Here is a 14106-nt window from a genome sequence, read left to right on the forward strand (position 1 = left end):
AGCCGAATGCGTGTCGGTGATGGCCTCAAGATTGATGTGAATAGGTCTTTGCTTAATAAACATCTCACAGGACAAGGTGATTGACTCAGGCATATGATCGATTTTAGGTTTAAGCGTTGATAAAACAATGGGAACCCCCCGCCTCTGTTGACTAGGTTTTGGGCAATAGCCTGGCCTTTTTTCATATAAACGCGTCTGCATTGAATGCTCCTATGGTTAAAAATTAGTTTAAAAATAAGTTAGCCCCCACTCAAATAAGGGGGGCATCAAAGAGAATGATAATATACGTCTAGGAAGTAAAAGATGTGTCCCAGCCTCGGGAACGATAGATCAACTTATGCACTCAAAGCCTGCTCCCCATTCCCCTCTTCACATGGCACTTGCCTTCTGGAAGAACTGGAAGGTCTTGTACTCTGAAGCGAATCGATTTCTTGGAGCAGAGCAAGAATCTTTTTGCGTCGTCTGTCACGTAACAATAGAACTTCTTTATAAAATTCCTGATAGTAAGCTACTGCTGTAGATAGATCTTGTTCATACTCCTTGAATCTTGGCTCTTGCGTGCCTTTAACCTCTTCCATCCACTTTAAAACATCTGCATATTTCTCAGCCGAGTGTTGCCATTTCCCCACCCAGCAAACAACCTCTTCAAGGTTGTGAGAATCAGTAACTCTTATCAGTTGATAAAAGACTTGGTTGCTCTCTGCACCGTCTATCTTTGTTGCCATTAGCAATTCTTTTTTTGCCTGTTTAACTGCGAGTTTTTTATAACTTTCTCCCAGTTCCCAAGGATCTCCAACACGCCTCTTCCTTAACAAGTGCCCTCGGCCTTCATAGCACTTCGACATGAAAAATTCTACGCCCGTCACGCCCTCCATGAGGAGACAGTGGGATAGATACTTAAGCGCTCTTTCATAGGCTTCAAAGGCAATGTTACCAGAAGCATATCCATCATGGAATTTTAAAGTAGCCCAATTTTCTTCAGGCGCAGTAGATTGAATACCTTTTAATTTTTCCGCCATATAAAAATGATATATGCCCAGCCCCAAAGAGTCTTTTTGAAATATGTGGCCCTCAGGAGTGAAACTTTTTTGACCAAAATAAACCTCGTAGGCATTATGAAGAGGTGGTTTTTCAACAAACATCTGCATCAAATCACTCTCCTGACTGGCAGGCATAGGGCTACTCAAACCACTACTCTCAAAAGAAAAGGTACGTTGGGGTGGCCCTAAGTGAGAAGAGGCAGAATCATCCGGAAGAGGAGCATGAACCCTCTGGAACGCAGTAGCTTTTGTATATAAATTTTCCAAAGCTGTAATGTATTGATGCGAACAATAAGCATTGAAGCATAAACTTAAATCCAAGCGCGCCTCTTTTGATAAGCGCTCATTGCTCAAAAGACTTTTAATTCTCACCTCCGTTTTAAAGAGGTCTGTGTAATTCAGAACTTGTGGTGCCGCCGCCTCCTGTAAAATTTCTGAGATAGGCCAAAAAAAGCAATCAAGGTGCTTTTTAAATTCTTCTTCTTCTTTTCTCAACAACGTAATAATTGGTTCGCCAAAGGGGTTATTTTCAAAGGAGTCACACCATAACTTAATAACAAACCCTGGCAAGGTCTGCCGTAATTTTGGTGTCGATATATCATAAATGATAAAACTCTGGGACCATATATCGTGCAATTTTTTGTACACTCCATCTATTGGCTCCATCAGCAATGGATAAATCAACTGTTGCGCGCTTTTTCTTCGGGTACGTTTCTCAAGATCAAGCCGCTCTTGAATGGTATCAAGCTCCAGCCATAGATTTGGTTCCTTCTTCTGCATCAGTAATGTCTACACTAGCTGAAGGGTCTAGAGCTCTTCTAAGTTCCGCTTGCTCGGCTCTTTTTGTCTTCCAGTTAAGGGCTGAGTTAATAAACTTTTCAGTAATAAGAACAATAATCACATCTGTCTCTTTCAAGGTCTGCCGGAAGCTTAAGATAGTGCCAGAATTGTTGTCAACAATGTCCATTGTCGCCGCTAAACCCGCTCCTCTAAAAAGAGTCCGCATAAGCTTGATTTCCCGCTGCAGATCTTCTTTTTCTTTCTCATCACCCGGCCATTTGTAACAAATGAAAGCATTGAGGGCACAGTTATGCTTCTTGATGATCTGTCCAATGTTATGAGCAGCTTGATTGACATAGGGCTGTAAAACCCCACCCAGCCCAAATAAAGAGCCAAAAGGGATCTTAATCTCTTTTTTTTCGGTCTTTTTATAGAGGGTTGCATATTCAACGATAAATTGCTGCAGCGTTTCAAGAGGGATAACTTCCTTAACTGCCTTGAATTTAAAGACAGGAAGTTGCCTATCAGCTGGGGACGTGGAAGCGGCAGGAGCACTCACTGTGCGGACGAGGCATACCCTCTCCCTCCCCAGCCCGAGGGGCAGCACTGGCTGAACTCTCATCCCCAACAACGGCCGTCATCGTGGTAGCCTTTTCTTTTTCTGACGCTTTATCTACTCCTTTTACTTTCTTTGTGACTGGAGGGCCATCCCCAGCTGCTGTCGCTGTAAAGCAAAGACTACTGATGCTCAAAAAAACAAAGATAAATTTTTTCATTGAATATGTTCTATGTTACACTTTATTTTATCTGAGATTTGGCCTGATGAATGGTTTTGAAAAAAAATAAAAATTAAACTTTAATTAGAAAAAAATCTGAGTAGGGTAAAAAACGCCCTGATAAAAGAACAGATTAACAACATTACCGTTTGATTTTCCCATCATTAGATAGACGTTTATGAGAAGAAGATAGGCTGCACAAATCCTGCTTAACTGCCGCGTAAAAAAAGCTTACAAAGCAGGGCTTCACTTGCGCGCCCAGCTCAAGAAATACCTACCTAAACGTCAACGGGTTTTCAAAGCCGTTCATCTAATTACCTGACCACATCATTTCACTAGTTAGGAAGGAAAACACTGTCATCTTCGCAAACAAACGACTGTTGTCTTGCAAGAATTTCCCTGGCACGTTGACCATGCTCGCCTGCTCTTTCAACTGTTCCTGCAAGGAAAGACATGACTTTCTCATGTACGTCGCTAAATTGCTCTGCAGCAGTAGACAGATCTTCTTTACAGGTTACAAGCTGTGGATCTTCTCCCGCAGCCGCTTCTTTCACTTTTCTTAAAAGAGGTTGGTATTCCTTAGAGGAGCGCTGCCATTGAGCTGTATACTTTAAAATCTCCCCATCATTGCCAGAGATGCCCGCTATCTGAGCAAGCTGATAAGCACTTTTACTGAGTGAGCCGTGAATCTTTAAAGAACATTCAAACTCTTCTTTTGCCAGTTGAACAGTGGCTTTTTCATAATTTTCTCCCATTTCCCAAGGATCTCCAACACGGTTGCTTATTAATAAGTGCCCCCGGCCTTCATGGCACAACGCCCTAAAAAAATCTGCGCCATTCATGTTATCACGACAGTGATCAAAACACTTAAGTGCCCATTCATAGGCTTTAAAAGCAATGTTTCCATAAGCATATCCATCATGAAATTTCAAAACGCTCGTCTCAGCTTCTTCAGAGGACAATAATTCTTCAGTGGGCTGAATAGCATGAAATTTTTGCGCCATCACAAAGTGATAAATCCCCAGCCCTGAGAAACCTTTTTGATACACTTCTACATCTGACTGTAAACTTTTTTGCGCAAAGTAAAGATCATAAGCATTTGAAGGAGATGGTTTACTAGAAGTCTGAGTGGGAAGCTCGTGGTTAGCAGCAACCCTCGTATATAGATTCCCTAGCTTTTTAATTTTTTGCTGCATGCAATAGCTCTCAAGGCATAGTTTTAAATTTTTTGGAAGCTTTTCGACTATAGATACATCTTTCAAAATGGCTGCGACTTCCACGGCTTCTTTTGACCCATCCGCAGCGTCATCATCGGCGCTTGCTCCCGAGATTGCTCCTCCCTTGATAGCTTCTAAGGCTTCTTTAACCCCTTCAAGGCGATTATTATACCTTTCTTTCTCTTGCTCAAGTCTACTCATTATGCCCTTTATTGCCTCACAAAACTTGCTGTGTGGCTCGAAATAGTTAGACCACGCTTGAATAACAAATTCAGGCAATACTTCTATTAGCTTTTCTCCATGAATGTCATGATAGATAAAGTCCTCAGGCCATATATCTTGCAATTTTTCCGACACTTTCTCTATTGGCTCCATCAGCAATGGATAAATCAATTGTTGTTTTTCCCCTGGCATTTTCCCCTCAAGACCCAAACGTTTTTGAATGGTATCAAGCTCCTTCCATAGATTGTTTTTTTGTTCTGATGAGCTACCAGTCCCGCTAACTTGCGCTTGCTCTTCCTTTTCTTTCTTCCATTCACGGGCTGATTCAATAGACTCTTTCGTAACAAGAAAAATAATCATATCCGTCTCTTTCAAGGTCTCCCGGTACACCGAGATCTTGCCAGACTTGTTGTTAACAACGTCCATTGTCGCCGCTAAACCCGATCCTCTAAAAAAAGTCCGCATAAGCTTGATTTTTCGCTGCAGCTCGCCTCGTTCTCCCTGATCACCCGGCCATTTGTAGCAAATAAAAGCATTGAAGGTGCGCTTATGCTCCTGAACAATTCTCTTAATCTTACAGGCAACATGGTTTAGATAAGGCTGCAAAACTCCATCCAGGCTATAGAAAGAATCAATCTCAACTTTTTCTTGATCCCACCCCGCTTCGTTCATGAAAGAAGGCTTTGAATATTCAACGATAAATTGCTGTATTGTTTCAGTATGTATAGTTGGTTTATTATATCGAAAAACAGTAGGAATTTGAGCCCTCTCATCTGGGAAAAACATAGGGGGCATCCCAGCAAAACGCGCGGAATCAAGATTAATTTTGGCAGCATCACTTGTTGTGCGACGATGCATACTCACCCCCACCTGAGACCGTGGAACAAAATTTGCTTCTGCCCGCACGCCTCCAGAGACAAAAGATGTCATCATAACATCCTTTCCTTTCTCTTCCTTCTGAGAAGCTATAACTTCTGGCGAGGGAGACCTGCTACTCTCGCTTTCCAGTGGGTGAGAATCATCGTCTAGAGACTCAACAGTGGAGGTTGCCGATTCTTCTTCAGCCTCTGAGAATAAGGGCTCTTCTCTTCTTTGAACGACAGCAGCCGCACGCGCTTCCCCTCTCTTTTCTTTCTTTGCATCTGGGGTATCCTCATCTCCATTCCTTCTGGAACTTTTAGCGGGTGCCTCCTTGTCAGCAAGGATCTTATTCTCAACCTGTGATTTGCTCCCTGCTGTCGCTGTAAAGCAAAGATTACAGACGCTCAAAAAAACAAATATAAATTTTTTCATTGAATATGTTCCATGTTACACTCCGCTTTATCTGGGATCTGATCTAATGAATGGTTTTGAAAAAAAATAATAATTAAACTTTAATTAGAAAAAAGCCTGGGTTGGTTAGAAAAATTCCTTAACAAAAGCACTGATTGATTTTACCATTATTAAATAGACGGTTTAAATGAGATTTCTAATTTTTTTATTTATAGGGTTGTCCATCGGCTTCATTTTGATCAGTACTCAAAATGATCCAACATCTATTTATAAGCATTATTTTTTTCGCCGCAGTGTGTGTAAAAAATCTCTCCCCCGGGCAGCAGCTGCTCTCTTAGAAGAAGATAGGCTGCACAAGTCCTGCTTAACTGCCGCGCAAAAAAAAAGCTTACAAGGCAGGGTCTCACTTGCGCACCCAGCTCAAACAATATCCGCCTGAACTTCAACGGGTTTTTTTGGAGGTGCTCAATCGCCGCCTGAATGGGGATCGTAGTTATAAAACAAAAATTCATCCACTGTATAACCTAAGGCCTGTTATCAGAAAGTATTTCATCACGCCTAAAAACTTGCAAAATTGGTGGCAAGAGCGAGAGGATGTCCTTCATTTTCTAGCGCAAGTCAAAATCAAAACTCCAGAACAGCAGAAGATTTATTACCTCTCTCTCAATAAATTTTACAAATCCCAACATCCTCAAGCCTACCAATCAAAAGCATTTAAAGTTGAGTTGGCCAAATTATATGATTTATTAGCGCGCATTCATCATGATGGCACCAACACGGCCTTGCATAACCTCAAGACAATTCGTCATCATGCAAAGGCCTACTCCCCTGAAGAAATCGAGTATCTTGAAAAGTGCATTCGTCGAATTGAAGATAACATCAAAACCCTTTATGAAGCCTGCTATTATCCGCCCAGCGCCAATAACTACGAAAGCTTGCCCGTTGCCATTGATCACCTAAGCCAAGATTCAAAAACCTTAGAATCTCTACAAAAGCTTCAAAAGCATCTTCATGGTCTTGAAGGCAACACCAACAAAGCCACATCTGTCAGTCAGCAGCATTTTGCGGGCGTTGATCTGTTGATTGACATACTGCTCACGCTCAAAGCGCTTCAAAAGCAAGCTCTTTCCTCAAAAGCTTAAGACCCTCTATACCTTTAAAAATAACCGCTTTCTATAAGGGTTACACTTGACAGGATCCCATCCTAAGCTTTATACCAATTGTACACCCATGGAGGGGTGGCTGAGTGGCTGAAAGCGGCGGTTTGCTAAACCGTTATACGGATCATATCCGTATCGGGGGTTCGAATCCCCCTCCCTCCGCCATTTTCAAAAGATAGATCATCAAGGGAGCAAGCATGCGCATGACTTGAGTCTTGATATTTTTGAAATGGAATTGATCGGGGAGGAAAGCCTTATCCAAGAATTGACCCGCAAAAAGTGATAGGCGTTAGCACAGCTTTTTCAAACCGCAGCTAACAAATCCCACTCCTTACACTTGGCCTCAGCAGCCTTTAACGCTACCGTCTATATAACATTCGATTAATGCTTTGCAGCGGCGTTAGCGGCCTTTGATCTTCTTTTTCTGGCACTTCATATACAACCCGGATGCAACCTTGGGTTTCTTTTTGTGCGGTATTGTTTAAATCCCTCGAATTGATAGCTGTAGATTTTATAGTTTGAGTTTTTTTATTACGACTTTCCTCGTCAAAACTATTAGAAGATTGTTCTGCATTGGCGTTAGCGTTAGCGTTCACGTCCAGTCCTAATCCACTAGAAAAAAATCCCATCAAAAGAAAAAGTTTATAAATATTAAAATTGTTTCGTGTTCCTAAATATCTCATCACAGCCTCCTTGCTATATACTCTTATTTTAAAGAGTAAATTGTGAAAAAATAATAAAGAAACATTAAAAAAAATAATATAAGTTATATCTTTTTGTTTATTCTAAACAATTTACTTTAAATAAATTCTAAAAAAAAATAAAATAAATCGTTTACTTCTCTCAAACTCTATTTTTGGTGAGAAAATATCAATATCTTTATAAAATTATTAACAAATTAATGACGATATATTGACGAATAATATCTAAATCTCTACATATCTAATAAATATTGATGATTAAATAAACATGTACCTGAAATTAAAACTAAAAGTTTTTATTATTATACTCTTTCTCATGTTCCCCTCATTAGCTCAAATTGACTATGATCGTTTGACGCAAGAGGAAAAAGGCGTATACCTTGCCACCTACGACTCTCTCAAACAGTTATCCGAGCATCTAACAAGCCGATTCACAGACTTTGCGATAACCCATCCGGATTACTATCCGTATTTTCCAGGGTTCAATCAACGGGTAGATCACTATCTTCCTGCTTTTGCTGCGCAGTTCATCACAGAAAAGATAACGCCCTTGGCACAAGACACGCAGCGTGCTGGCCAGCTTGTCCGCGCCTATAGTGATTATCTTTTAGAGACATTGGCTCATGAAATTACTCAAGCCAATGGTTATGAGCCTTCAATCACAGATCAACTCAGAGCTTGTTCTTCTGAAGCAGCACAGGTCTCCGAAGAAAGCCGAAGAATATTTGAACAAGTTCAAGGTAGCTTTAACGGCAAAAAAGGGCAAATCGCTTTTAATAACTGGACCATTGTTGCCTTATTGTATGGTGATATCCAGATCCAAGCTTCTGGCAAAAACCAACCCGTTTTCCCCGATTTTTATCAGGCCCTGACGACAAAGCTCACAGCCTCTGCTCTGCAACCAGCGTACAAGCTACGTCCATCTCCTGTTGAAGACACAGAGGGAGAAGCGGCGGCAGCTAGCGGGCCAATGGGTGATATTGACGAAGCACGTCAAGTATTAGCGGCTATGATCAAAGAATTTTCAGATATGGGCATTCCTAAGGATGAAATTTTGGCGAATCTCCCTTCTCACCAGTGCCTCCTTGCAGAAGAACTTTTAACAGAGAATGGCGCCGCCGCCGCAGCTGGTAGTGCTCAGGCTTCAGCAGCAGCCGTATTTTCTTCTCAACCACCCCGCAGATTAACCCAAGAAAATCTTAATTTCTTAAACGAAATTACCGCCCGGATGGATGCCATCAACCAACGTCATAGTCAAGGCGCTGATGCGCGCACACGCAGCGGTTACTCTGTTCGTAATGAATCTGTCATGGATTACGGGATCGACAGTCCCCATGCAGAGATCAACCCCGCCCTTAGAACCAAGCTTGAAAAAACCCTCGAAACGATTATGGCACCTTCAGGCATTGCTCAGTTGCAACAAGAAGAGGCTCAAAGGCTTTTTGAGGAGCAGTTTGAAAAAGCAGGTGAAATTTTCGAACAGTCTCAAAAAAAGCTTTTATTAAAAAGAAATGAGACTCTCATGAAGATTACAAGCAACCCTATCTATCACTCTTTACAACAAGCAGCGAAGCGGGTTTTGGTTTATTGTGACTATCTCCACAAAAAAGGCAAAACAGATAAAGCAAATATTCTTTTCTTTTCATTGTGCAATATGCTGGAAGAGCATTTCCAAATAGAAGAGAGCACAGGGAATATAATAAAACAATGTGGCATCGGCGCTAAGGGAAGAACCTTTGTGCTCAACCAGGCTCTTCTGGCAAGCCTCAAAGATTCTTGATCGAAGGCATGGGCTTTTTTGGAAGTGATTTTCAAAACCCGCCCCACACTTCTTCATCATCGATCGTCCCTGCAGCATAGAGTTTGGCCTCGGCATCGCGCCGGCGAACCAGGCCTTTCAACCGACGACCCCGGGCTTTGGTCCAGCGATAAAACTCGGGCACCACCTCGTCATGAAGGTCGCGGTTAAGTTTTTGCCGCAGCGTTGATCGTTGAAACGCCATCGCGCCGACATTAAAAATAAAAGACAGTAACGCCACTTCTTGTAAAACCGTCAACTCCACATCCACCAATTGGTCCAACTGTCGTTTGCACCGGGCTAAATCGGCCATCAAAAGCTTTTCTGCTTGGGCTTTATCCAGGGGTTCAACCACTGTTTCATGGGGCAGAACCACATGGCCATAGCCAATGGTGATCCGTCCAGCTGGACAAAAGTATCGATAGCGGCGGAAGCTCTCAAACGGGCTGATAAACGTGGCCGCTTGCGTAAGCACATCACAGTGATTATCTCCTAAAATCACAGGTTCTTTTTGGTGAGTCATCTTTTCTCCTTATGATTTTGACCGAGCACGGCGCTGTTGTCGAAGGGCGCGTTGACCAAACCAAAAAGACATCACCGCAGCAAACAGAGCTTGGTCTTCTTCATGCCAAGCACGCATCAAAGCGGTGCTAATGGTCATGTGGTCAGTGACGATCAAAAGTTTTTTAACCTGGGCCCATTTCACCGTTGCATACAAAGCAAAAAAGACGTAGGTAATCACTGGCCGCACACTGGCCGCTAAGGCATCAACCCATTTAATTTTCGTTTGGGCAATCGGTCGATAAATCCCTTGGGTTTCAACCACATCAATCATGTCGCGCATTTCTTGGGCCCGAAAGCGATGATTCAGTTTCATCACTTCAATTTGGCGGTCAAACAATTTCAGCTCGTGGCCTTTATCTTGTTGATCTTGAAAATACTTCACGATATCGGGAAAAACACTTCCCAAAAATCCAATGAATGATCCTAATATTGTTAACATCTTTTTTTTCTCCTTTTTAGGTTGTTGGTTCTGGTGTTGGTTTGAGCGGCCGTTCGCAGATCACAATCTTGCCACGGGTCATCATCGAGTCGGGTTGAAAGGTCAGCTGCACGTCTTCAACCAGTCCCTGGAGGCGTGGTTGATAGCGCACACTGCTGAAATCAACAGCAGTTTCAAACCATCTCTCAAGCGGGTTCTGCATTTCCGGAATATGCTTGTAGCGGTCACAATCCGCAAACTTCCTTGGTGCCAATGCCGGCGTGGCCATGTGCGACTGTCTTCTGATCTCAGGTCTCCTTTGGCATCTTGCCAGGATTGGGTCAGTGTTAAGTCAATCTCATCGCCTTGACTCACCTGCAGAGCGGGATTGAATCGCTGGGTTTCAAAAGTGATGTCAACTCGATAAAGCGGCTGTGTTTTCAAGGGGCCCAGATAAACACGATCGCCCTCAATGGTTCGCTGGATCTGTCCCATCCCCTGAAGGGAGATCTGTTCTTGAAAGCTGAAAAAATCAGCCTGCCAGTCATTTAAATCAATAGGATGGGGTCTCATGTCTCTTTCCTTTGGTCACTTGGTTTTTTTGACGCCATTGGCCCGTAGCCGACGGCGGCGCGTTTTTCATCCGTGGTTAGAAAGTCAGCATTTTGCAGGCGCTCCCAAATGGATTCGCGGCGAAAGGTCAGGGCTGAAATCGATTCAGAGTCAAACCCAAAACCATCGCCCTCCTCGTTCACCCATCCAGAAAATTCGGCCATAATCCGATTCAGAAGGGGAATAATGGTATCTTCCCATAGGTGAAACCGAGCTTCTTTATAGTTGGCAAAGGTGGCATCTCCCGGCACACCCACCAACATAGGCGGCACCCCAAACGTTTGTGCAACTTCCCGTGCGGCCATTTGTTTGCCGGTCAGAAAATCTAAATCCTTAGGGCTCAGCCCCATTTCACGCCATTCCATATCTCCTTCAAGTACCATCATCTTGCCGGCTTGGCTGGCGCCGCCATAAGCCTCATTAAGCTCTTGCTTCAAGTGTTCACGTTGTTCTTCAGTCATTGGCAAGCTATGATCGGGTTGTTTCATCACCAGAGCACCAGTCGACCGGCCGCCATCATTCAATAAGGTCACATTATGTTGGCCCATGGCATTGGCTTGATCGATTGCCAAAGCCGCTGCCTGCAAAGGGCTCAGGCCATACCAATCATTGTGCGGATGGAAGAACTTAATGTGCAGCAAATTTGAGGCGCCGGTCTGACCATCCACTGGAATGGTTCGCTTCTTTCCTTCCACTTCATAACGGTAGCTATGGGGAATGCCATATGGTCCTGGCACAATCGTTACCCGATCCGGCCGCAGTACAAATAATTCTAGCTTTCCAGTCTCGGCGCAATGAAACCGCTCAATATAAGTATTGCCTGAAAGCAGCAAATAACTGGTCACTGTTTCCATAAAGCTGGCCCAAGATTGCGTTGCATTGGGTTTTTTTAACGTGGCTTGCCATTGTTTTTGCAAAGGCAGCGTCCATCCCTTTGGCACCTGCCAGGCCACACTGGCTAAATTATGAGCAATCATATTAATGGCGCGATACACAATACTGTTTTTGCCATAGCCTTCTTGGCACAGGTCCCAATAACTCTGGGACATATCCTTACTAGCCGTGCCGCCATTAACCGCCATAATCGCCGGTCTGTGCTTTGGACGTGTTGATTTGTGTTGAAACCATTGAAACATGGGATCTTCCTTTCTTTGTTGATTAATGTGTTTTTTATTTTTCTTCGCCCTATAGAAATCGTCATTACGAAGGAGTGCATAAAAAAACCCCTCATTGAGAGGGGTGTATTATTTCTTCGCCCTTGCGAGGCGGTGTTTTTTATTTTTAATCGTCATTGCGAGGCGGGGCATAGTCCCAACGCGGCAGGCTCTCTAGATCCTCACGTCACTGCGTTCCTCAGGATGACGTGTGTTTTTCGTCATTGCGAGGCGGCATGTAATGCCAACGCGGCAATCTTATTCAGGCTGCTATCATCAACGCTTCATTAAAATATTGACGTTCTGCCTAGAGACAGGTAAACAAGAATGCAGACGGCGGGTGTAGCTCAGTTGGTTAGAGCGCCAGTTTGTGGCACTGGAGGCCGTGGGTTCAAACCCCATCACTCGCCCCATAATATTATCCCCTATATACATACCACTTAAACACAATGCTTCACGACTTGGGTATCGTTTATATTTGACTCTTCAATATGTCAGACATCAATGAGTTGCTTGAAATAATCTGAACGGACCAGACTGCGGATTTGATGTCCTAAAGTATTGAATTCAATGGCATTGTTTAAAGATATTTCTAAAATTTCCAAATTCTCTGGTGATGGATTTTGTAAACATAGCCCCTTTGCAAAAATTATAATGCCCTTATTTTGAGTCTGTTGTGTACCAATAAAGCCATCCACTTGTTTCAGCAAATCTGCTGTGTGCAGTTGGAGCTGATAGATGCAGGCCCGACGTTGCTGTGCAATGTCCCTCCATTGGTTATGGGCCTTTTCTATAGTCTGATTAATAAGTGCATGAATTTGATTCTCACGATGCCGCTCTTCTGCAGTGGGTTCTGGTCGCGCCATAATTTCCGCAACCTCTACAGATGTTGCCCGAGAAATATATCTCGTTTGCATGTCTACCCCGGTGGGATCGGGATCCATAGCAAAGGCAAAAGATGCACCCATTGAAACAGAAATAATTAAAGGCATTAGAAATTTCATAATCTCCCCACTAGAAAATCATCATGAATTAAAAAGCTATTTTACTTAACCGTCAATATATTTAGTCAATTTCCTCTGAGCCCAGTGACTGAGAAAAAATAGATCACTGGAAAAAAACCTATTAAAACGTAACTTTGACAAGATTTACCGGCGCCCCATCATAGATCCAAACCAAACCATCATTCTATTTTTAAAAGATAACTTTTGTTCCGGTTCATTTACCCGTTCTTGAAAATCCTGTCCAGAGGCCCCCGTTCTGTTATTAGGGTCTTCATTCAGCAAGTTGCTCAGTTCCTTTGTCAGAACTATTGGCTTTTCATCGGTGGAAACAGAAGCCAAAGCAGCCTTTACGGCTTCTCTGTAAGTAGCTCTATAATGCGGACAGTGCATCAACTCTTCATGGTGGGTACTTCCTGCCGCTGCTGCTGCCGCACCAGCGCCATCACCACCACTTGCCTCTCCAAGAGGAGGCACCATTTCAACATCAGAGTAATCAGAATCAGTATCTGAATTTTCAGCCCCAGAACTGGACAGCTGAAACCCTGTTGCTGGCTCTTCAGCTTCTATCGGCACAAATGTCTTTTCGGGATCAGCGGCGTGAACATTTAGGAGACATAAAAAGAACGTCAGAACAAAACATTGCATACAAAACTCCACAAATGTGAAGATATAGTTGCTAATTTATCACAAATATGTCAACCAAAAATTTTCCCCATCCAATCTCCTTCCCTACTTCTTGGTCATTGCGAAGGAGTGAAACGACTGTGGCAATCTCTCTAGATCCTCACGTCGAAACGATGTTTCTCCTCAGGATGACGTGTATAGAAATCGCCCTTGCGAGGGCATTTATTTTGAATCGTCATTCTGAGCGCCAGCATGGCGCGTGAGAATCTCATTCATCCCATAAGAAAACTAAGCAACAACCTTGAACTTGGGCAATAAATCATGCTTGTCCTTCAGTAACTCTTTAAAAAATTCTTTCGGGCGGGCATCGATCAAAACTTCCTCTAACTTGGGCATATTTCCCATAAAGGTATTAACTGCTGAGTTGCGCAGAATGAGGTACACAGCCTCTACTTTTTCCAACTTTAATAAAGACCTCAAGTCAACGGATTTTAATTGTTCACAATTATATAAGAAATAATCTTCAACCTGCTTAAGCTGGGGCAAGTTCAGCGATAGGGCCTCCAACCTTCGATTGCTATATAAGAAAAAATCTCCAACCTGCGTAAGCTGCGGCAGACTCAGCGTTACAGTTTTTAAACTTTCATTCTTAGATAAGAACCAATCTCCAACCTGATTAAGCTGGGGCAGGCTCAGCGTCAGGGTCTTTAAACTTTGATTTTTATATAAGAAACCCTTTTCAATCTTCTTAAGCTGGGGCAGGC

At 43.1% G+C, this 14106-nt stretch carries 16 protein-coding genes and 2 tRNA genes; 6 read left to right on the plus strand and 12 right to left on the minus strand.

Features of this window, described 5'->3' with window-relative positions; all coding sequences use genetic code 11:
* From C0582_02870 to C0582_02880, 3 genes are all read right to left on the minus strand, one after another.
* On the minus strand, positions 1–201 hold a 201-nt coding region (locus tag C0582_02870; protein ID PLX29823.1), incomplete at its 3' end, for a hypothetical protein.
* Between the two features lie 134 nt (positions 202–335).
* Positions 336–1820, minus strand: coding sequence for a hypothetical protein (locus C0582_02875; protein PLX29824.1), 1485 nt, complete (start codon positions 1818–1820; stop codon positions 336–338).
* A complete protein-coding gene (locus C0582_02880) occupies positions 1783–2442 on the minus strand; it encodes a hypothetical protein (protein ID PLX29825.1) in 660 nt (219 codons plus the stop codon). Before C0582_02880 ends, C0582_02875 begins: the two co-directional genes overlap by 38 nt.
* A gap of 20 nt (positions 2443–2462) precedes the next feature.
* Between C0582_02880 and C0582_02885 the strand changes: the two genes are divergently transcribed.
* Positions 2463–2666 carry a hypothetical protein gene (locus C0582_02885; protein PLX29826.1) on the plus strand — a complete coding sequence of 68 codons (204 nt, stop codon included), beginning with the start codon at positions 2463–2465 and terminating at the stop codon, positions 2664–2666.
* A gap of 265 nt (positions 2667–2931) precedes the next feature.
* Here the strand turns inward: C0582_02885 and C0582_02890 are convergent, their stop codons facing one another.
* Positions 2932–5328, minus strand: coding sequence for a hypothetical protein (locus C0582_02890; GenBank protein ID PLX29827.1), 2397 nt, complete (start codon positions 5326–5328; stop codon positions 2932–2934).
* Positions 5329–5494: 166 nt separating this feature from the next.
* Here C0582_02890 and C0582_02895 point away from each other — a divergent pair, with 166 nt between their 5' ends.
* From C0582_02895 to C0582_02905, 3 genes are all read left to right on the plus strand, one after another.
* A complete protein-coding gene (locus C0582_02895; protein PLX29828.1) occupies positions 5495–5746 on the plus strand; it encodes a hypothetical protein in 252 nt (83 codons plus the stop codon).
* Complete coding sequence (locus tag C0582_02900; GenBank protein ID PLX29829.1) at positions 5715–6449, plus strand: hypothetical protein; 735 nt, start codon at positions 5715–5717, stop codon at positions 6447–6449. Before C0582_02895 ends, C0582_02900 begins: the two co-directional genes overlap by 32 nt.
* Before the next feature lie 90 nt (positions 6450–6539).
* Positions 6540–6632 (plus strand) — tRNA-Ser (locus C0582_02905).
* A gap of 194 nt (positions 6633–6826) precedes the next feature.
* Here C0582_02905 and C0582_02910 read toward each other — a convergent pair.
* Positions 6827–7150, minus strand: coding sequence for a hypothetical protein (locus C0582_02910; GenBank protein PLX29830.1), 324 nt, complete (start codon positions 7148–7150; stop codon positions 6827–6829).
* Between the two features lie 286 nt (positions 7151–7436).
* Here C0582_02910 and C0582_02915 point away from each other — a divergent pair, with 286 nt between their 5' ends.
* Entirely contained in the window at positions 7437–8948 is a 1512-nt protein-coding gene (locus C0582_02915; protein PLX29831.1) for a hypothetical protein, read from the plus strand.
* Positions 8949–8979: 31 nt separating this feature from the next.
* Here C0582_02915 and C0582_02920 read toward each other — a convergent pair whose 3' ends face one another.
* The 4 genes from C0582_02920 to C0582_02935 all read right to left on the minus strand — a co-directional run bounded on the left by C0582_02920 (position 8980) and on the right by C0582_02935 (position 11696).
* The gene (locus tag C0582_02920; protein ID PLX29832.1) at positions 8980–9489 is read right to left on the minus strand and encodes a hypothetical protein; all 510 of its coding nucleotides are present in this window, start codon (positions 9487–9489) and stop codon (positions 8980–8982) included.
* 9 nt (positions 9490–9498) lie between these two features.
* The gene (locus C0582_02925; protein ID PLX29838.1) at positions 9499–9843 is read right to left on the minus strand and encodes a hypothetical protein; all 345 of its coding nucleotides are present in this window, start codon (positions 9841–9843) and stop codon (positions 9499–9501) included.
* Positions 9844–10071: 228 nt separating this feature from the next.
* Positions 10072–10521 (minus strand): hypothetical protein, encoded by a 450-nt coding sequence (locus C0582_02930; protein ID PLX29833.1) that lies wholly within the window; start codon positions 10519–10521, stop codon positions 10072–10074.
* Complete coding sequence (locus tag C0582_02935) at positions 10518–11696, minus strand: phage portal protein (GenBank protein ID PLX29834.1); 1179 nt, start codon at positions 11694–11696, stop codon at positions 10518–10520. Before C0582_02935 ends, C0582_02930 begins: the two co-directional genes overlap by 4 nt.
* Before the next feature lie 354 nt (positions 11697–12050).
* On the opposite strand from C0582_02935, the gene C0582_02940 reads away from it, so the two are divergent.
* Positions 12051–12127, plus strand: a tRNA-His gene (locus C0582_02940).
* An 81-nt stretch (positions 12128–12208) separates the two neighbouring features.
* Here C0582_02940 and C0582_02945 read toward each other — a convergent pair.
* The 3 genes from C0582_02945 to C0582_02955 all read right to left on the minus strand — a co-directional run bounded on the left by C0582_02945 (position 12209) and on the right by C0582_02955 (position 14104).
* Positions 12209–12706 carry a hypothetical protein gene (locus tag C0582_02945; protein PLX29835.1) on the minus strand — a complete coding sequence of 166 codons (498 nt, stop codon included), beginning with the start codon at positions 12704–12706 and terminating at the stop codon, positions 12209–12211.
* A 156-nt stretch (positions 12707–12862) separates the two neighbouring features.
* A complete protein-coding gene (locus C0582_02950; protein PLX29836.1) occupies positions 12863–13363 on the minus strand; it encodes a hypothetical protein in 501 nt (166 codons plus the stop codon).
* A gap of 267 nt (positions 13364–13630) precedes the next feature.
* Entirely contained in the window at positions 13631–14104 is a 474-nt protein-coding gene (locus tag C0582_02955) for a hypothetical protein (GenBank protein ID PLX29837.1), read from the minus strand.
* Positions 14105–14106 lie beyond the last annotated feature (2 nt).

The sequence above is a fragment of the Alphaproteobacteria bacterium genome (assembly GCA_002869105.1).
In the GTDB taxonomy this organism is placed as follows: domain Bacteria; phylum Pseudomonadota; class Alphaproteobacteria; order UBA7879; family UBA7879; genus UBA7879.

What these genes read in the sequence shown, in the direction of transcription:
- C0582_02875 (PLX29824.1), bottom strand. Translation starts at nt 1,820, where the DNA reads ATGCAGAAGAAGGAACCAAATCTATGGCTGGAGCTTGATACCATTCAA.
- C0582_02880 (PLX29825.1), bottom strand. Translation starts at nt 2,442, where the DNA reads ATGAGAGTTCAGCCAGTGCTGCCCCTCGGGCTGGGGAGGGAGAGGGTA.
- C0582_02890 (PLX29827.1), bottom strand. Translation starts at nt 5,328, where the DNA reads ATGAAAAAATTTATATTTGTTTTTTTGAGCGTCTGTAATCTTTGCTTT.
- C0582_02895 (PLX29828.1), top strand. Translation starts at nt 5,495, where the DNA reads ATGAGATTTCTAATTTTTTTATTTATAGGGTTGTCCATCGGCTTCATT.
- C0582_02910 (PLX29830.1), bottom strand. Translation starts at nt 7,150, where the DNA reads ATGAGATATTTAGGAACACGAAACAATTTTAATATTTATAAACTTTTT.
- C0582_02915 (PLX29831.1), top strand. Translation starts at nt 7,437, where the DNA reads ATGTACCTGAAATTAAAACTAAAAGTTTTTATTATTATACTCTTTCTC.
- C0582_02920 (PLX29832.1), bottom strand. Translation starts at nt 9,489, where the DNA reads ATGACTCACCAAAAAGAACCTGTGATTTTAGGAGATAATCACTGTGAT.
- C0582_02925 (PLX29838.1), bottom strand. Translation starts at nt 9,843, where the DNA reads ATGAAACTGAATCATCGCTTTCGGGCCCAAGAAATGCGCGACATGATT.
- C0582_02930 (PLX29833.1), bottom strand. Translation starts at nt 10,521, where the DNA reads ATGAGACCCCATCCTATTGATTTAAATGACTGGCAGGCTGATTTTTTC.
- C0582_02935 (PLX29834.1), bottom strand. Translation starts at nt 11,696, where the DNA reads ATGTTTCAATGGTTTCAACACAAATCAACACGTCCAAAGCACAGACCG.
- C0582_02945 (PLX29835.1), bottom strand. Translation starts at nt 12,706, where the DNA reads ATGCCTTTAATTATTTCTGTTTCAATGGGTGCATCTTTTGCCTTTGCT.
- C0582_02950 (PLX29836.1), bottom strand. Translation starts at nt 13,363, where the DNA reads ATGCAATGTTTTGTTCTGACGTTCTTTTTATGTCTCCTAAATGTTCAC.